General features: G+C 55.3%; 13 protein-coding genes and 1 tRNA gene. 4 read left to right on the top strand and 10 right to left on the bottom strand.

Going from position 1 to position 18,846, the window contains the following annotated elements; genetic code table 11:
- Window positions 1–161: 161 nt before the first annotated feature.
- From LB462_RS19545 to LB462_RS19535, 3 genes are all read right to left on the bottom strand, one after another.
- A complete protein-coding gene (locus LB462_RS19545; RefSeq protein ID WP_224511414.1) occupies window positions 162–3,269 on the bottom strand; it encodes a hypothetical protein in 3,108 nt (1,035 codons plus the stop codon).
- Window positions 3,270–3,513: 244 nt separating this feature from the next.
- Entirely contained in the window at window positions 3,514–6,588 is a 3,075-nt protein-coding gene (locus tag LB462_RS19540; protein ID WP_370637235.1) for an efflux RND transporter permease subunit, read from the bottom strand.
- A gap of 72 nt (window positions 6,589–6,660) precedes the next feature.
- Window positions 6,661–7,815: an efflux RND transporter periplasmic adaptor subunit gene (locus tag LB462_RS19535; protein WP_224511411.1), complete on the bottom strand. Its 1,155-nt coding sequence runs from the start codon at window positions 7,813–7,815 to the stop codon at window positions 6,661–6,663.
- 270 nt (window positions 7,816–8,085) lie between these two features.
- Here LB462_RS19535 and pncB point away from each other — a divergent pair, with 270 nt between their 5' ends.
- On the top strand, window positions 8,086–9,393 hold the full coding sequence (gene pncB, locus LB462_RS19530; RefSeq protein WP_224511409.1) for a nicotinate phosphoribosyltransferase: 1,308 nt from the start codon (window positions 8,086–8,088) through the stop codon (window positions 9,391–9,393).
- Window positions 9,394–9,410: 17 nt separating this feature from the next.
- Here pncB and LB462_RS19525 read toward each other — a convergent pair whose 3' ends face one another.
- Window positions 9,411–10,427, bottom strand: a complete 1,017-nt coding sequence (locus LB462_RS19525; RefSeq protein ID WP_224511601.1) for a LacI family DNA-binding transcriptional regulator — start codon at window positions 10,425–10,427, stop codon at window positions 9,411–9,413.
- Window positions 10,428–10,848: 421 nt separating this feature from the next.
- Here LB462_RS19525 and LB462_RS19520 point away from each other — a divergent pair, with 421 nt between their 5' ends.
- The gene (locus LB462_RS19520) at window positions 10,849–11,436 is read left to right on the top strand and encodes a hypothetical protein (RefSeq protein ID WP_224511407.1); all 588 of its coding nucleotides are present in this window, start codon (window positions 10,849–10,851) and stop codon (window positions 11,434–11,436) included.
- A 109-nt stretch (window positions 11,437–11,545) separates the two neighbouring features.
- On the opposite strand, the gene rpsA is transcribed toward LB462_RS19520, so the two are convergent.
- The 4 genes from rpsA to aroA form a co-directional block, all read right to left on the bottom strand.
- Window positions 11,546–13,246 carry a 30S ribosomal protein S1 gene (rpsA, locus tag LB462_RS19515; protein ID WP_106714926.1) on the bottom strand — a complete coding sequence of 567 codons (1,701 nt, stop codon included), beginning with the start codon at window positions 13,244–13,246 and terminating at the stop codon, window positions 11,546–11,548.
- 122 nt (window positions 13,247–13,368) lie between these two features.
- Entirely contained in the window at window positions 13,369–14,025 is a 657-nt protein-coding gene (cmk, locus tag LB462_RS19510; RefSeq protein WP_224511599.1) for a (d)CMP kinase, read from the bottom strand.
- A gap of 317 nt (window positions 14,026–14,342) precedes the next feature.
- Window positions 14,343–14,669: a hypothetical protein gene (locus LB462_RS19505; RefSeq protein ID WP_224511405.1), complete on the bottom strand. Its 327-nt coding sequence runs from the start codon at window positions 14,667–14,669 to the stop codon at window positions 14,343–14,345.
- 21 nt (window positions 14,670–14,690) lie between these two features.
- Window positions 14,691–16,040, bottom strand: a complete 1,350-nt coding sequence (gene aroA, locus LB462_RS19500) for a 3-phosphoshikimate 1-carboxyvinyltransferase (RefSeq protein WP_224511403.1) — start codon at window positions 16,038–16,040, stop codon at window positions 14,691–14,693.
- A 243-nt stretch (window positions 16,041–16,283) separates the two neighbouring features.
- Between aroA and LB462_RS19495 the strand changes: the two genes are divergently transcribed.
- Together LB462_RS19495 and LB462_RS19490 are read left to right on the top strand one after the other, a co-directional pair.
- Window positions 16,284–16,667, top strand: a complete 384-nt coding sequence (locus LB462_RS19495; RefSeq protein ID WP_112529620.1) for a TIGR02300 family protein — start codon at window positions 16,284–16,286, stop codon at window positions 16,665–16,667.
- 160 nt (window positions 16,668–16,827) lie between these two features.
- Window positions 16,828–16,903: transfer RNA gene (locus LB462_RS19490), tRNA-Ala, on the top strand.
- Window positions 16,904–17,033: 130 nt separating this feature from the next.
- Here the strand turns inward: LB462_RS19490 and LB462_RS19485 are convergent.
- Both LB462_RS19485 and LB462_RS19480 read right to left on the bottom strand, forming a co-directional pair.
- Window positions 17,034–17,681: a hypothetical protein gene (locus LB462_RS19485; protein ID WP_224511400.1), complete on the bottom strand. Its 648-nt coding sequence runs from the start codon at window positions 17,679–17,681 to the stop codon at window positions 17,034–17,036.
- A 352-nt stretch (window positions 17,682–18,033) separates the two neighbouring features.
- Window positions 18,034–18,567: a hypothetical protein gene (locus tag LB462_RS19480; protein ID WP_224511398.1), complete on the bottom strand. Its 534-nt coding sequence runs from the start codon at window positions 18,565–18,567 to the stop codon at window positions 18,034–18,036.
- Window positions 18,568–18,846: the final 279 nt, after the last annotated feature.

Below are 18,846 nucleotides of genomic sequence, written 5' to 3'. Positions count from 1 at the left end.
TTCGATGGCCGGTACGTCCGGACCTGTATGGAAGAATGGCAGATTTTCACGGAAGGTCAAATTTTTTATCAAACGGTCAAGAAATGGCATCGTCGCGGCCGAGCTCAAAAAAGATGGCCGAGCAGGGCCATCTCTTTTGCACATCACAATGACAGTAATTCTCAATCGGCCATGCGCCGCAATATCAACTCAGCAATATTGGCCCGGTTCGATATGCCCCCCGCACCACCGCTGCCGCTGTAGGTTGAGTTTGAGGCGAGATAGGACATGTTGTAATAATCACTAAGCTTGATTTTGTAGGATGTACCGGCCGTCAGTTTTGCCGTGGCAGGGGTGGATTCGCCCCAGGTATCCCAGTTTGGCAAATGCGGCATGACCACGACGCCTTTGCTCGGAGCCTGACTAGCGCCCGTTATCTCTATTTGCTTGACTGCCGCTGTTACCCCGGTATTCACAGGGCCAAAGCCGTTACCGTAGCGTAGGAGAACATGATAGCTACCGCTAATTGAGGGCGTGAAGGCGAATGTCAGCTCCTCGCCAGGAACGCCCCAGTCCGACCATGCACGGCGGCCATGGTCGTCCTTCAGTTGCGCCGGCGAGCCAGAAACAATGTTGTTTACTGCCATGTCGGCGCTGAGAAATGTCAGCCTGTCATTGCCCCAATAGCAGGCAGGATTTGTGCGTTGCGAGACGTTCCTCAATCCACTGGTAATTTGCGCCTCCAGCGAATAGCACAATGTCTGACTGTCAAGTTTGCTTTTATCGTCTTTCCATTCGTTACCAATTACGTTGGCCTTAACCAATTCTCCATTGCGGTAAACGTTGATTGCAATAGGATATATTGACGACGGCGGCGTCCAGGACAAATTATTCAATCCGTCCGCACCTTTTTTTATTGCCCAGTCGCCTGCGGTTAGACCAAGGTTGAGGGGTTCAGGGCCGTAGTACTGGCTGGGGTTGACAACGCGTGCCGTCCCGCCGTCGGATGCGTTGTCAACCACGCTGATGACAAAGACATTAACCTTGTCATCCTTCAGAGCGGATGGGGGTGTGTACCTATTCCGATCGATCTGTGCGCCGTTCAATTCTGCTGTTGAGATTGAGTAATATCCATCATTACTTGTACCAACTGCCGGCAAATTCACTTTTACCGTGATTTTCTTGCCGCGATAAACGAGGTCCTTCAACTGCAGCTGACGGGCACCATTAAAGATGTTTTTGTGCATCTTTTTGGTGATGAAAGGCTGGAATCGGATGCCCGACGTATCGGCGTCACGCCCGAAGACAACGTCGAGCACGGAACCAATGTAGCCGCCCACCGACCATAATTGCTTGTCGGAATCGATTTCCGGGCGGTCTTCGTCCTTTGGCGCTGTTACCGCCAGATTGGTGAATTCGAAATTCTCCATGTTCGACAGGTTCAATGCTGCGCCGTTGATAAGTGTATCGAAGTTACGATTGACCACCTCGGAATTATGCCCTTTGGCCGCGGCCTTGATCAGATAGCCTGAAACGAACGGCCAGATCGCCCTGTTGTGATAGACCTTCACACCTCGCATCTGTGGCCAGACAACCGCTGCGCCGGCAGCTGTGTGCGGGTAATTCTGCAGAATACTCGTTGTCTGAACTTTATCGGCAATGCCATCCTGAATGGCCAGAGCCTCTCCCAGCAATTCAAAACGACGCACCGGAGCCTGATCGAGCTCGGTGGTTTTCATCATGCTGAACATGCCGGCATCCTTCAACCACAGATCATCCTTTATGCGTTGTTTCAGATCGTCGGCCCAACCGACATATTTCGTGGCGTCCGAAGTTTTGTTCAGCTCGACAGCCAATTTCGCTGCGACATCGAGAATCTTCCAGTGATTGATGTTGGTAGACAGGGTTTTCGACATCGCAATGTGCACGACCGTTTTCTCCGTCCAATTGGGATAGGTCTGTTCGCGCCAATCGAGGAACGAGGTTTCGCCGCGATACAATCCGTCGCGGGCGTCATAGGCCGCAATACGATCGTTTTCGATCGTGTTGCGGATACCCGTGTAGGCATCATTGAGGAATTGCGTGCGATCATCGCCATCGAGATATTTGAGCAGCTCGAAAGCGGCTCGTGCCCAGACGACGCGGTCTGTGCTGACCGGCCAGCTTCCGCCACTGCCGGTGTCCTGAACGATTTCCGCCGTCTCAGCGCCGAGTGTCTGCGTTGCATTACGACGCTTTGACAGTTTGAATAACAGGCTGTTTTTGGCGGCCTGCGGGTTGATCTGCGCCAGGCCAAGATCAACCGCATAGGCCGTATCGCGCGTCCAAACATAGGTCCACCTTTCTCCCGATTGGTAGCAGCCGATCGTGCCGCCACAGGATATGGCCTCTTTGTTGTTGTACGCTTCGTTCTTAATCGAGGTGACGGTCAGTTCCCTCGCTTCCTGTATTGCCAGGGCAAACAGGCCATCGAACATCTGGCTGCCGGTGCGAATCGTGGGGTCGTCGGCTTGTTCCTTGATGCTGAGTTGTTTGGGCCTGTCCGGATCCGTCGTCTTCTCTTTCCACCGGTCTTGATTAGTCTTTAGTAGATAATTGCGCAGACCCGAAACCGAATCGGTGGTGGTGATCTCGGCACTGCTGCCATTCCAATCCACACGCTTGATGCCATCATCCCGATTGACGGGATCGGCAACGGGCGGAATCTTGACAACGATGCACTCGTCACCGTCGAGCGTCCCTGATTCACACCGCGTAACCATAACGGGGGTGACGACGCACTCGTTGCCAACACGAGTGCCCTTCTCACACGCGCTAGTCACCACATTCGGTTTGATGACGCATTTTCCGTCTTCGAGGGTGCCCGTCTCACACTTGGCGGTAATGATATCGGGTTTGACGACGCATTTGTCGACTTCGAGCTTTCCCGTTTGGCATACCAAGGTCACATCCGGCTTGACGACGCACTTGTCGCCTTCAAGGGTGCCGGTCTGGCATACCGAGGCTACAACGGGCGTGACGATGCATTGGCCATCAGCCAGCGTGCCCGTCTGGCATACGGTGACGGCGACGGGTGTCACAATGCATTTTCCGTCGATCAATGTGCCTTTCTCACAGGCGCTCGTAACTACTTCCGGCGTGATGACGCATTTGCCATCAACAAGGGCGCCTGCGCACGAGACAAAGGTTCCGGACCCGTCGTCCGTACCCGCTGTTTTGTTTGAGTCATTGCAGCCGGCCAGCATGATACAACATGCCAAGGCCCCCGACAGCATTCGAAACGAAGCCATGATTCCTCCCAATGAATAAAAAAATGCTTCTTTTAAAAATAGTCCGCATGCAGTAACGACCGGCCATCGACATGCATGTTACCCGCACGATGGCATAGACTGTAGAAAAGAGTTTTGGAGGTTCCTCCCGAGGAAAACCGCAGGATTTGGCTATAGGTGCAACGGAACGCCGTCAATAATACGATAGTCAAAGAAATTCGGAAATCGAGCCGATTAGCGCAATCTATTCCAAACCTGATGCCCGTTATTCCGCCGCCAGCGGTGGTTGCGAAGCGACTTCCAGGAGCTCTCGGTTGAGTCGCGCTTCTTCCTCGGCTTTCGGCTTGGAAAAGCCGGCCAGCAGCAGATAGGCGACCGGCGTCAGGAAGAGCGTCGAGGCGGTTGCCATGCCGAGACCGCCAACGATGACCCAGCCGAGCGCGATACGCGCTTCGGCGCCCGCGCCGCTGGCGAGGACAAGCGGCACGCCGCCAAGAATGGCGCAGAGCATGGTCATCACGACGGGGCGCAGACGGATGTTAGAGGCCTCTTCGATGGCGTCTCGTACATTTCTGCCCTGATCGCGCAAATGATTGGCAAATTCGACGATCAGAATACCGTTCTTCGCCATGATACCGACGAGCAGCACAAGTCCGATTTGACTGTAGACATTCATGCTGGTGCCGGTCATGACCATGGCAAAGACAGCGCAGGCAAGGCCAAGCGGAACCGTAGCCATCACAACGGCCGCACTGATAAAGCTTTCAAATTGCGCTGCGAGAACCAGTAGGATGATCAGGATGGCAAAGCCGAAAGTCGTGACCATACTGGATGAATTTTCCCCAAGCGTCGCCGCTTCAGCCAGAGGAATGATGCGATAGCCGGAGGGCAGCAAAGGTGCGGCGACCTCCTGCACGGTCTTGTAAGCATCGCCGAGTGCAAAATCCGGTCTGAGGCTCGAGGTGATGGCGACGGAACGCATCTGCTGTTCGCGCGTCAATGCCGGTGGAACTGCGACTTCGGTGAGTTTGGCAATCGTCGACATCGGGACGAACCGCCCATCGCCGGTGCGCAGGAACACGTTTTCAAGGTCTGTCGGATCATTGATGGGATTTGTGCTCGATACAAGTTTCACATCGTAGGAACGATCTTCGATATAGACGGAACCGACCTTGTAGCCATCGAGCACCGATTGCAGCGCTTCGGCCAGGCCAGTGATATTGATATTGAGATCCGAAGCGCGCTCACGGTCAATCGACACGGCCAGTTGCGGTTGGGTCGGCTCATTGGTGAGGCGGGGCCGGTCGAAGCGGCTGTCCTTTTCAAGCTCCGCCACGATCTTTGCGGCGGTGGTTCCGAGCTCGGCATAACTGGTGCCGACGACAGCAAATTGCAGGCCATTACCGGCACCGCGGATACCGAGAGAGTTCGGCTGCGCGGCAAAAACCTGGATACCTGGAATGTTGCGGACCCGTTTTGAGACGTCGGCGAGGATCTCCTGCTGGCTCCGCGTCCGCTCTTTCCAGGTGGCGAGACTGAGGACCATGAAGCCACGGTTGGTATTGCCGTTCTGGCCGGCGATCGAGAACGTATTCTGGATTTCGCCACTATCGCGTAGCGGCTGGATCAATTGCTCGATCTGACGCATCTCGTCACCGAGATATTCCAGACTGACACCCTGCGGCGCGGTAATGCGCAGGAACGCCGAAGCTCGGTCTTCGACTGGTGTCAACTCCTGCTTGAGAAGGGAAAACGCGCCAAACGCCGCACCGGCAAACAGCACCGAGACCACGACAACGATCCACGGGGCGGCAAGGCAAACATGCAACATGCGTTTGTAAAGATTACCAAACCAGCTTCCGACACGAGCCACCCGTCCCGGCGTGTGCGTGACATCCTGATGCTTGGCCTCGCTCGCACTGAGCAAGCGGGAAGCCAGCATCGGGCATAGCGTCAACGCCACGACAGCGGACAGAAGCACGCAGATCGCCAGAACGAAACCGAACTCGCGGAAGAGTCCTCCGGTCTGGCCAGGAAGGAAGGATAGCGGCACGAAAACCGCCGCGAGCGTCACCGTCGTCGCGATGACTGCAAAGAACACTTCCTCCGTGCCGAGAACCGCGGCAGCGCGTGGCCCCATGCCCTGATTACGGCGCCGCACGATGTTTTCCAGCACCACGATCGCATCGTCCACCACCAGACCGGTCGCCAGCACCAAGGCGAGCAGCGTGAGGATGTTGATTGAGAAACCGGCAAGATAGATAGCAGAAATGGTGCCAATCAGCGCTACCGGCAGACTGACAGCCGGGATAAGGGTCGCGCGAATGTCCCATAGGAAGAGGTAGATGATCAGGATGATAATGACGACAGACACGCCCAGCGCAATTTCCACCTCATGGACTGCGCCGTTGACGAAGTCCGCATCGTCGCTTGTCACGCGGATGTCGACACCCTCGGGTAGCGTTTGCTGCAATTGCGCGACCGCGGCGCGAACGCCTTTCGAAATATCGAGCGTGTTGGATTGAGCCTGGCGGATAATGCCGAGACCGATGCCGGTCTTGCCATTGGCACGCAGAATCGAGGTGCCGATGTCGGGGCCCATCGTCACCGTGGCCACGTCGCGGATCTTCGTCTGACCTTTGATAATGATGTTTTCGAAGTCTTCCGGCGTTGATACCGGAGCCGTTGCACGAACGACGATGCTTTGGTCATTGCTGTTGAGCTGACCGGCAGGGGTATCGAAGGCCATCGTCGTCAGTGCGTTGCGAATGTCCGCGATGTTCATGCCGAGGCTGGCAACCTTGCCCTGATCGATGTCGATGCGGAATATCTTGCTGCGGTTGCCATTGACCTGAACGTCGGCGACGCCCGGGACCGAAGCGAGCACGTCCTCGATCTGGTCTTCGACGAGGACTGTCATGTCCTCGACCGCCATGGTGTCCGAGGTGACGGCCAGGCGCATCACGGCATCGGAATTGGCATCGGCTTTTACGATACGCGGCGGGTCGGCCTCATCGGGCAATGTGTTGGTTATGCGGCTGATGGCATCGCGCATATCAGCTGCCGCGACGTTGAGGTCGACACCATCATTGAACTCAACGGTGACGCGGCTGCTGCCGAACGACGAACTGGACGAAATCGACTTGACGCCGGAAACGCGCGATACAGCGCCCTCGATCGCCGAAGTCAGCTCCCGGTCCACAGTCTCGGCGGCGGCGGACTCGAAATCTGTCGAGACCGTGACCACCGGGCGATCGACATCGGGCAATTCGCGGACATCGACGCCATACCAGGCGGCAAGACCCGCGACGACGATCAGGGCATTGAGCACCAGCGCCATGACGGGTCGACGAATGAAGAGTGCGGTAAAACTGGAATCGTTCTGTCCGTTTGACGCGCTCACCGCTGGACCTCAGCCCCGTTCGCCGACGGAAGCAGTTGGCTCCGCGCTGGTATTGGCCTCTGGAGCCGGCTGTCCCTGAATTTGGACAAGCCCGTCCTGCCGGACTGACTGCACGCCTTCAGCCACAATCTGATCGCCGGGCTTTATGTCGGCATCGACCAGCACATAGGCGGTGTTGCGCTGGACAACACGTACCGGAACGCGCGTCGCCTTGTTATCGTCAATCCTCCAGACATAGGCGCCCTCCGTACCCCACTGAACGGCGAGGGGATCAACAGTCGGGTAAGTGTCCCCCGGAAAGCCGACTGCCATCTGGAAGGCCATGCCTTCGCGCAAGGCATCATTTGGATTGGTGATTTTCGCTTGAACATGCAGCGTACGGCTCGTCGGATCGACACGGTTATCGATGGCGCTGATGGCACCTTTGAAGGTTTCACCCGGGCGGGCGATCGATGTCGCCGTCACCGGCAGGTCGATTGATATGGCCGGCGCAAAGCGTTCAGGTACCCAGAAATCAACCAGAAGATCGGAGCGGTCATCGATCATTGCGACGGTGGTCGATATCGTGATGTAGTTGCCCGCGTTGATAGGCAGGATGCCGACAATGCCGCCAATAGGGGCTTTGATTGCCCGGCGATCCAGGGCGAGTTCCGCCTCGCGAACGTTGAGGGCGGCGTTATCGACCGCCAATGCTGCTTCGGAAAGCTGAACAGCGGATACCGTGTTGCTTGAACGCAGGCTTTCCGCGCGCTTGAGCTTCGTCTGTGCGTCCCTCAGTGCTACCCGCGCTTTGTCGACAAGGATGCTTTCGGCTTCTGAATCAAGACGGGCAATCACATCGCCGCCTTTTACTTTGGTCCCTGACGTGACGAGAATTTCGGTCAGCCGCCCGGCGGTGAATGGAGTGACTGCAACAGAGCTCTTGGCCTTGCCGGTGCCAATGGCCGACAATTTGTCGTTGATCTTCGCTTCAGCCGCAGCACGGACGACGACGAGCGGCAAAGCCTGTCCACCGCGACGCTGTCCCTGACCACCCGCGGGTTCGGTTGCTGCGGTCGAGTTGCGATCAATGCCAGCCTTCGAGCCTGGATAGAAATACAGCCAGCCAGCTCCAGCAAGAACCAGAATCAGCACGGCAAAAATCAGTTGCTTCGAAAGCCGCATATATCACTCCAAAAGGCCGGTCCCGCACAAGCAGAGCCAGCACAAAATGATCATATCCCAACGCGCAAGTCAGCGCGAACGGTTGTTTGTAATGCAGAATAAGGGGGTTTTACCTAACCGTTGATGACAATTCCGTTATGTTACAAATATTTAATGGAGTAAGCACGACCACTCGATCCGCCGAAATTGGCCGGATTTGCTTGTCACTCCTTGAAGGCCCGGTTCTGGCGTGCAACATGACGGGCGGAAAATTCGCAAGGAAAGCAGTCAATGGCGACGAAGACCGATATCGCACGGCGCGTGTTCAACCACACGTTCAAGCTCGATCCGATCGTCCGCAGCCTGCTCGACACGGATTTCTACAAGCTGCTGATGCTACAGATGATATGGGGCGTCTATCCCGAAGTGGATGCGACATTTACGCTGATCAATCGCACGACCAAGGTACGGCTTGCTGACGAGATCGACGAACAGGAATTGCGCGAGCAGCTCGATCACGCGAGGACGATAAGCTTTTCCAAAAAGGAAATGATCTGGCTCGGGGGTAACACTTTCTACGGCAAGCGCCAGATATTTGAACCGGACTTTCTCGAATGGCTGTCAAACTTCCAATTGCCGGAATACGAGCTGACGAAGCGGGACGGACAATACGAACTGAACTTCTACGGGCCGTGGATGTACACGACGATGTGGGAGATACCGGCGCTGACCATCATCAACGAGCTGCGTTCGCGTGCTGCCATGAAGAAGATGGGCCGGTTCGAACTTGACGTCCTTTATGCCCGTGCCAAGGCCAAGATGTGGTCGAAGGTGGAGCGGTTGCGTGCACTCCCCGACATCAAAATTTCCGACTTCGGCACACGTCGGCGCCATTCCTTTCTTTGGCAACGCTGGTGCGTCGAAGCCCTGAAAGAAGGTATCGGTGAGGCCTTTACCGGCACAAGCAATGTGTTGATGGCAATGGACAATGATCTGGAAGCGCTCGGCACCAACGCACACGAACTGCCTATGGTACTTGCTGCGCTGAGTACCACCGACGCAGAGTTGCTGAAATCACCCTACAAAGTTTTGCAGGACTGGAACCGTTATTATGGCGGCAACCTGCTGATTGTCCTCCCCGATGCTTTTGGAACGGCAGCGTTTCTTCGTGACGCGCCGGACTGGGTGGCGGACTGGACAGGTTTTCGCCCGGACAGTGCGCCACCGATCGAGGGAGGAGAGAAAATCCTTGCCTGGTGGCGATCAAAGGGCAAGGACCCGCGGGAAAAGCTGCTGGTGTTTTCCGACGGGCTCGATGTCGATACGATTGAGGAAACCTATCGCCACTTCGACGGCAAGGTGCGTATGAGTTTTGGTTGGGGCACCAACCTTACAAATGATTTCGAGGATTGCGCGCCACGCTATAATGATCAGCTGAATGCGATTTCACTGGTGTGCAAAGTCAGTGACGCCAATGGACGTCCCGCGGTCAAGCTTTCCGACAACCCAAAGAAGGCAACAGGCGATCCGGCGGAGATCAAACGTTATCTGCAATTGTTCGGCGCAGAGGACCGTGTGGAGCAAGTCGTGAAAGTTTAGGGGAACGGATCCCGGAACTATGCCGACATGCGCAACATGATTTCGGCATTTAGAAGGATACGCTGGTCAGCGGGAATCTCGATCTTCGCTTCATCGTTTTCGCCGAGCTTGTCGAACAATAGCTTGATGGCCAACCTGCCGATTTCATTGTAGTTCTGCGCAACGGTCGTCAGTGGGGGGCACATATAACGCGACAGCGGCTGGTCGTCATGGCCCGCAACGCGCAGGTCGCAATCTTCGCCGCGCCCTACCTTGAGGCCGGCTTGGTAGGCCGCAGCCACGACGCCGAAAGCGATACGGTCGGTGGCGCAAAGCACGGTCTTTGTCGGAAAACCGCCTTCCCTGAGGATGCGAGTCGTCGCATCGAAGGCAAATTTTTCGAACTCCCAGGTCAAACCCGGATCGATTTTGACGAAGCGGGGTTCGAGGTTCAGGTTCTTCATTGCCTCGTTATAGGCGTCGCGGCGCTCATAAGCGTTGCTGTTAACCGGAGACATGCCGAAATAGCAGGGCTGGTCACCGGACCGCGTCAGATAGTCTACGATCAGTTTGAAACTTTGCCGGTTGTCGGTGCCGACGAACGGCGACGTCGCATCAAGCGGTGAATCGACGTAGATGAGTGGAATTGATTCGCCGAGCTTGGCCAGCTTGTCGTGATGCGACTTTACGCCGAGCGGTCCAATTATGGCACCCGCGACGTTCATGGACTTGAAGGTCTCGATGGCACGTTCTTCAAGCTCCGGCTTGCCGTCGGAACTCAAAACGAAAGCCAGATAACCGGTCTGTTCGGCGATGCCTTCGATGCGTCGCGTCAGCGCCATGTAGAATGGGTCGGTCGAATTCGGAACGATGATACCAAGAATATTGGTGCGGCGGCGGTTGAGATTGACGGCGAATATGTTCGGCCGGAAGCCGGACTTCTTGATGGCCGCTTCGATGATGTCGCGGGTTTTCTTGCGCACCGAAGTGGGGTCGTTGAAATATTTAGACACAGTGGGGCGCGACAATCCTACAAATGCAGAGAAGTCTTCCATTGTCTTGATCGGCTGATTCACCGGGGCATTCCTTTTTACAATCCCTTGCTCATTCCAAAAACCGTATGCCGGCGAAGAAATTGCGAAGGACATTTGCAATCATTGCTGAAAACTACGCCGACGCAATACATCTCATGATTGATATAGGGCCACTCTTAATGGTTGAAAATTTACAGCATGAGTGACATGCGTCAAGATTTTATTTAAACCGCATCAATTAGATAGAGCTATTTGCGGTTCGCTCGTCCTCCTCAACGCACCACACCAAAAAGTTTCCTCGTTCAATCATTAAAGTTTACGTGCGATAACTTGCGCCAAGCTGACGTCGCTGAAAATACCATGTGAGGTTGCATTGGGTTGCTACTCCAGTAGCATGTGACCTCTGATTGCAAACATCGACCAGCAGCAACGGGAGGGTGCAATGGAGGGCGGTATTCCCAATCCGGAGGTATTCACCCATGTACGCGTGATTATCGGCATCGTACTCGGCCTGAGCGTCTCGCGTTTGCTGACCGGCATCGCCCGCATTATCCAGCATCCACAGCGCAAGAATATCTATGCGGTGCACCTTGGCTGGGTATTGTTCGCTTTCCTCACGGTCGTCCATTTCTGGTGGTTCGAGTTCTATTTGCATGCGCTGGTTTTGTGGAAATTCGAGGCCTATCTCTTCGTCATTTTCTTTGCCAGCCTGCATTTTCTTGCGTGCAGCATGCTTTTCCCCGACAGCATGGAGGGCTATTCCGGCTATGAAGATTATTTCATGTCGCGTAGAGCCTGGTTCTTCGGAATACTGATATCCATATTCATTTGCGATTTTCTCGACACCGCCATGAAAGGCATGGCTCATTTTCGAACACTCGGAGCAGAATATCCCTTTCGCAACCTCTTCCTGATCGCGCTGTTCGGATTGGGAATTTATGTTCGCCGGCAAAAAATCCAGCTGGTCGTACTGGCTTTGGCACTTGTTACGCAGGTGGCGTTTATCCTCGTCCAGTTCGATACGATTTGATAAGAGCAATTTCCGATCATATTGAATCGTTCTGTCGGAGGCTCTAGAACAATGAAACCCGCCGGCTCGCACCGGCGGGTTTCATTTGTTTCAAGGTCAGGAAAAGAACTTAGTTCTTTTCGCGGCTCTTCAGAGCGGCACCGAGAATGTCGCCGAGCGAAGCGCCGCTATCGGTCGAACCGTACTGGGCAACAGCTTCCTTCTCTTCGGCGATTTCCAGCGCCTTGATCGAGACCTGCAGCTTGCGGGTCTTCTTGTCGAAGGCGATAACGCGCGCGTCAACCTTCTGACCGACGGTGAAGCGTTCCGGACGCTGTTCGTCGCGATCGCGGGACAGATCAGCGCGGCGGATGAACGAGTCGAGGTCATGGTCGACCAGACGCACTTCAAGACCACCATCGGTAATGCCCGTGACTTCAACGGTGACAACAGCGTTCTTGCGCAGTTCACCCGAAGTTGCGGCTTCGCCGACCTTATCGCCGGTCAGCTGCTTGATGCCGAGTGAGATGCGTTCCTTCTCGACGTCAACATCGAGAACCTGCGCCTTCACAACGTCACCCTTGTTGTACTCTTCGATAACCTGCTCGCCCGGACGGTTCCAGTCGAGGTCGGAGAGATGAACCATGCCGTCCACATCGCCGTCGAGGCCAATGAACAGGCCGAATTCGGTCTTGTTCTTGACTTCGCCTTCGACGATCGTGCCGACAGGGAACTTGTCCGCGAAGGTCGTCCATGGGTTGTCGAGCGTCTGCTTGAGGCCGAGGGAGATGCGGCGCTTGACCGGATCCACTTCGAGAACAACGACTTCGACTTCCTGTGTGGTCGAGAGCAGCTTGCCCGGATGCACGTTCTTCTTTGTCCAGGACATTTCGGAAACGTGGATGAGGCCTTCGATGCCCGGCTCGATCTCGACGAATGCACCGTAATCGGTAATGTTGGTAACCGTACCGGTGATCTTTTTGCCGATCGGGTACTTCGCACCGATACCATCCCAGGGATCACTTTCGAGCTGCTTCATGCCGAGCGAAATACGATGGGTTTCCTGGTTGATGCGGATAATCTGAACCTTAACCGTCTGGCCAATGGACAGGATTTCCGACGGATGGTTGACGCGGCGCCATGCCATGTCGGTCACGTGCAACAGACCATCGATGCCGCCGAGATCGACGAACGCACCATAATCGGTGATGTTCTTGACAACGCCTTCAACGACCTGACCCTCTTCGAGGTTCTGGACGATCTCGGAACGCTGCTCGGCACGGCTCTCTTCAAGAACGGTACGGCGCGAAACAACGATGTTGCCGCGACGCTTGTCCATCTTGAGGATTTCGAAGGGCTGCGGATTGTGCATCAGCGGAGTAACGTCGCGGATCGGACGGATATCGACCTGCGAGCGCGGCAGGAAGGCTACGGCACCGTCGAGATCGACGGTGAAACCACCCTTGACCTGATTGAAGATCACACCATCGACGCGTTCGCCCCGGTTGAACTTCTCTTCGAGACGGACCCAGCTTTCTTCGCGGCGTGCTTTTTCACGCGACAGAACTGCTTCGCCGAGGGCGTTTTCGATACGCTCGACGTAAACTTCAACGATATCGCCCGGCTTGAGCGAACCGTCCTTGGCTTTCGCGCCGAATTCCTTCAGCGGGACGCGGCCCTCGACCTTGAGGCCGGCGTCGATGATCGCCATGTCTTTTTCGATGGCGACGATACGGCCCTTGACGACATAACCTTCAGCAAGGTCATTGGTGGCAAAGGACTCGGCGAGAAGAGCTTCGAAATCTTCGCGCGTTGGATTGGCTTCAGACATAAATACTCCTGAGTGTCCGGAAAACTCATCGGACACAGCACCGGTGGTTCGTGTTTCGGTTCATCTGCATGCCAACCCGCCCATTGAAGGGCAATCCGGTGCGTGGGTCGGTTGCAGATGGTCTAATGCGTGTTCTTCGCGAGAGCCTGATCAATCAGGGTTTTGGCGCTAAGAAACGCGGTCTCTATATCCATTTCCGTCGTATCTAGCAAGTGCGCGTCGGCAGCGGGCTTTAACGGCGAATCGGTACGCCCCATATCGCGGGCATCGCGGCGCGTCAGATCCGCGAGAATCTCTTCATAATTGGCACCTCCGCCATTGGACCTGATTTCATCATAGCGTCTTCTGGCGCGTGCCTCGGGAGACGCTGTGATGTAGAGCTTCACCGGCGCATCGGGGCAGACGACCGTGCCTATATCGCGCCCGTCGAGTACGGCACCTGGCGGGCGCTCGGCGAAACTGTGCTGCATGGCAACGAGCGCCCGGCGCACTGCCGGCATGACTGCGACCTTTGATGCCGCCTCGCCAACAGCGTGGTCGGACAGTACTGCGCGATCGAGCTTCGTAAGATCAATGCTGCGCGCTGCCTTCTCAGCGAGAAATTCATCGTCCAGCGGCATGTTCTGATCCATCAAGGCCTTGGCGACGGCGCGATAGGTGAGGCCCGTGTCCAGGTGATGAAAACCGTAAGCGTCGGCAATCCTGCGTGCGAGCGTTCCCTTGCCCGAAGCCGCGGGACCATCGATGGCGACCGTAAAGTGCGTCTGCGGTGTTGGCAGGTCCTTTTCGTCCTTGTCGAACAGCCATTGTCCAAGCGCAAAGAGCAGATAGGCCGCAGCCAGCACGAGGGTGATGATAGGCGTTATCCCGATTGTGACGAAGGCAAAGCCACCGAGCGTCGTCAACAGGGATTCAAGCCAGTCGGGCATGGAAGTTGCAAAATTCTGCAGTAGCGCGTCGATGCTGAAGATCAGCACGAACTGAAAGACGAACAGCCAGAACAGCAGCGCAAACAGGCCAAAGCGAACCCGCAGCCCGAACCGTTCGATCACATAGGGAATGGCAACGACGGCAAATGACGTCAGCAGGAAAAACATCAGATGATCCTTCTCTTGCCCATGAAATAACCAATACCGTACCCGGCGATCGATCCAAGTGCCGGTGGTAGCAGCAGAAACTGGAATGGTACCCATTCGCTCGTATTCGCCGCCTCCGCACCGGCCGAGACATTCCACGCATAGAGGAAGATGACCGTCAAAGGAAGAAGGACGCGAAATATCGTGCTGGTTATACCCGGCCATGGTGCGGGCGCCGTGCTCGCGACCGTGCCGCTATAGGCGCTTCGTCCTGCCCAGACAAGGAAGGGCACGCTGGACATGGCATACAGGAAATATACGGTGAGACGCGATATGAGCTCGGTCATCGCTGATTTTTTTGCTCGTTTTCAGATTTCGAGTTCGGAAATCTCAGCACCCATTCCCGTCATCATGTCCATGAATTCCGGGAAGCTGGTAACGATCATGGTCGAATCGTCGATTGTGACGGGCTTTTCGGCGGCGAGGCCGAGGACAAGAAAGCTCATTGCGATGCGATGGTCGAGATGGGTTTCGACACTGCCACCGCCAAGCCCCTTGCCATCCGGGCGGCCGCGAACGGTCAACGTGTCATGACCCTCGGTGCAATCGGCACCATTGGCCTTGAGGCCGTTGGCAACAGCCGAAAGCCGATCGGATTCCTTGACGCGCAGCTCTTCGAGCCCGTTCATCACAGTTTCGCCGGTGGCAAAGCAGGCCGCGACTGCAAGGACGGGATATTCGTCAATCATCGATGGCGCGCGGCTCGCGGGCACATGGACACCCTTGAGTTCGGAGGCGCGAACGCGCAAATCCGCGACATCCTCGCCGCCGGCCAGGCGCCCATTGAGTATCTCTATGTCAGCGCCCATCTCCTGCAGCGTCAGGATAAGCCCGGTGCGTGTCGGGTTCATCAACACATTGCGAATGGTGATATCTGAGCCAGGCACGATGATGGCCGCAACCAGCGGAAAAGCCGTGGACGACGGATCACCCGGTACGTCGATGGTCTGGCCGGTCAGCTTGCCCTGACCCTCGATGCGGATATGGCGCACATTATCCCTGTCGGTCTCTACGGAAAGGTTGGCGCCGAACCCTTGCAGCATCTTTTCCGTATGATCGCGCGTCATGACCGGTTCGACGACCGTTGTAATGCCTGGCGTGTTGAGCCCGGCCAGTAGCACGGCGGATTTCACTTGCGCTGAGGCCATTGGCACGCGGTAGGTGATCGGCGCTGCGATTTTCGGACCGCGCAGCGTCAGGGGCATGCGGTCGCCTTCCGCGGCGGACACCTGGACTCCCATTTCCCGCAAGGGATTGAGCACGCGGCCCATCGGTCGCTTCGACAATGAAGCATCGCCCACGAAGGTCGTCTCCATGGCATATGTGCCAACCAAACCCATGGTCAGACGCGCACCGGTGCCCGCATTACCGAAATCGAGCGGCGCTTCCGGGGCAAGCAGGCAGCCATTGCCGGTTCCCTGAATGACCCAGACATCGCCTTCCTTGGCGATTTTCGCACCCATTGCCTGCATGGCGCGGCCCGTATTGATGACGTCCTCGCCCTCGAGCAGGCCGGTGATGCGTGTTTCGCCGGAAGCGAGTCCGCCAAACATAAAGGAGCGATGCGAAATCGATTTGTCGCCGGGAATACGGATATCGCCGGAGAGAGCTTGTGAGCGGCGGGCAGTGGCGGGTTTTGGCGGCGCGGAATGGGACATGGAGAGGGTCAATCGCGGTAAATGGGGGTCATCGGGATGCAGGCATCCTACTAACACAGCTTGCCAGTACGGTCATCTTGCAAATTCAATGATTGACACAAGCTTTTTTCGCTTTGACAAATGCGTCGAATTGCGTTTATGGGACCGCAAATTCATTTTGATGAGTATCGGCGTAAACGGTTGGGGCCAATAGGGACCTGATATCAGCCGGTCGCAGGCGAGCGCAGCAAGACGAGGCAAAACGTGGCGAATCCAAAACTTGGCACCAAGCGAGTTGACCCGGAGACCGGGCAGAAATTTTACGATCTGAATCGCGATCCGATCGTTTCGCCCTATACGGGCAAGAGCTATCCGCTCAGCTATTTCGATTCCACAGCTTCGTCCGCGCGCGAAGAAGAGGAAGAGGTCGAGACGGAAGAACTCGACGTTGCTCTCGAGAAGCCGGAATTCGTTGCACTTGAAGAGGCCGACGCCGAAGGCGACGACGTTCCGGATATCGGTGATGACGACGTCGAGGTCGAGGACACCGATGACGACGACACATTCCTTGCAACCGACGAAGAAGATGAGGATGACGATGTCACCGATATTCTTGGCGGTGGCATCGGCGACGACGACGAGAATTGATTTTGATTATTACTGTTCACCGAAAATATCCGGTGAACAGGACTTGATCTTCCGGACGGCGGGCGATAAGTACCGCCATCTTCGCGAAAGCAAGAGGCAAGGCTCCAGACCTTGCCGGAGAGTTGCCGGTTCACCGGAGGCCTAAATGGCCATTATGAATGGGGCCATAGCTCAGCTGGGAGAGCGCTTGCATGGCATGCAAGAGGTCAGCGGTTCGATCCCGCTTGGCTCCACCAAATTTCCCTATTAAATTCAATATGTTGGCGCATTCGTCACGAGCGTCTTACCTGTCGTGTATGGCTGGGGCACCCCGGGGGCACTCCCGAAGCGATTTTGGGTCAACACATGAACAAGGGAGTATCAACTTTAAGGCGCGCTTGTTTGTGCCGTTGGGGCGCTTTTCTGCCGTAGGTCGCTAATCACGGAGTCTTCGAAATCCTCCACGAAACCCAACGATCTACGGCACGCCCTCGCGAGATCCATACTTTTGTTGCGAAGCTCCTCTCCGTTGTGCGGTTTATTCACAAGGACTAACATGAACGTATCTACCGCTACTCCTACCTGTTTATCTGCAACCATCGGAACTCCTCCCCAGAACAGCCACCAAAACTTCTCTTCGGCCGCCGTGCGGATTGGATCGTCGTGGCCTCTATTTGCAATCGTCGAAGTGGTTGACACCAAGTCGTAATACACTTCTTGTCGTTTAGCAGAGAATGGCTTTTGGGCCTCGATCAGAGCAGCTTGATTGGCTCTGGCCTTCTCCTCCAAAGCATCTTGGTTCGCTTTTAACGCAGCCTTTTCTGCCAATGTTTTTTCATGCAAGTATTTTGAAAATGCCAACCATGCACCGCCGAGAGCCGCGACACCACCTGCTGCTTTAATGACAGCATCCCAAAAGAACGACTGCTCCTCACCTATCGCCACGGTCCTCCAGCCTTGAGTAAAATAAGCAACACATCCAAGAAGCACCAAGGCGGCGACAAACACATAGACTACGATTTTTTGTTTGGGCATCGGTTCCCCCCATGGAACAGTTAGACCTCACGATCATACTCTATCTTGCACAATAACGCTCTAGATCGATCTGTTTTTCATTTCCCCGTCATTTGATCCGTGTCGGGTTCACAGCCCATCCGATCGCTAATTAGCTCCATCTTGTCGTCGAAAAGGTCGGTGGCCCTATGCCCGAATCAGAAGAAGTTCCGATGATGACTAATGAAGTTCGGATTCCTCAAGCGAATGAACGAACTCGCCTGGCAGGACGTTGTGGAAGACATTCTAAACCCGGGTTTTTAGAGTGAATTGCAAGAGCTGTGGGCTGAGGCACAGCACAAGAAACAGGGCCGGTTGTAACGCTTACTCTGATTTAGGAGCGCGACGCGAGGAATTTCCCCACATTTTCATGAAAAGCGCGGACTTCTTCTATCTCGGTGTCCGAAAGGACCTCGACTTCGCGTCCGAGTTTCGTTGCTATCGCCAATTTCATCTCACTGAGAAGGCCACCTAGCACGCGTTGCCAATATTGAGCGCGGTCCAGGAAATCTAATAAAAACTCTGGGCCATTCACGTCACGCGCAACTCCCTTGATGTTCATCCGAAAAACACGATTGTAGTCATGAGCGATGAGATTGCGGTCCCTGCAGAACTGAACGAGTTCTGGGGTATGAACTAGGAGTGTATTTCCAAATGCCTTTACCAATTGTCCAAGCGTCGCGTTGAGTTCGGAGACATCGCCGCGAAGAAAGGTTTCGGCTGTAAGGTTACGAAAGCGCTTGTCCTTCTTTGGGCCGGCGTCGACCGATAAGTGCGCAGCTAGACCGTACAGCAAAAATTCGACGCGTTGAGCAGCGATAAGCGTGAGGCCTAGAAGTTTTAATTCGTCTTCAAATGACAGCGCCATCGGACCTCTGTGACGTTAATGACCAAGGAAAGCTATGCAGAAAAATATATTCCACATGCTCGTTGGAATACACCTCGCTAAGAGCGTTGATGGCTAAACCAATCGAGTTTCCAAAAGAGATTTAGATGTCGTGCTGCTTCAATCTGTGTAAAGCAGTAGCGCGCTACCAACCACAATCAGAATTATAGCCGGCAGGTTTTTGGTGAGCCCGAGAAATTTCATTCCTTGGCCCCTCGGTTCCAAGGACGGTTCATTTTCATTATTAGGCGTATGAGGCGG

It is taken from the genome of Phyllobacterium chamaecytisi (assembly GCF_020164455.1).
Taxonomy (GTDB): Bacteria; Pseudomonadota; Alphaproteobacteria; order Rhizobiales; family Rhizobiaceae; genus Phyllobacterium; species Phyllobacterium chamaecytisi.
Note: the sequence above shows the minus strand (reverse complement) of the source record. Positions and strands in the feature narration are given on the sequence as shown.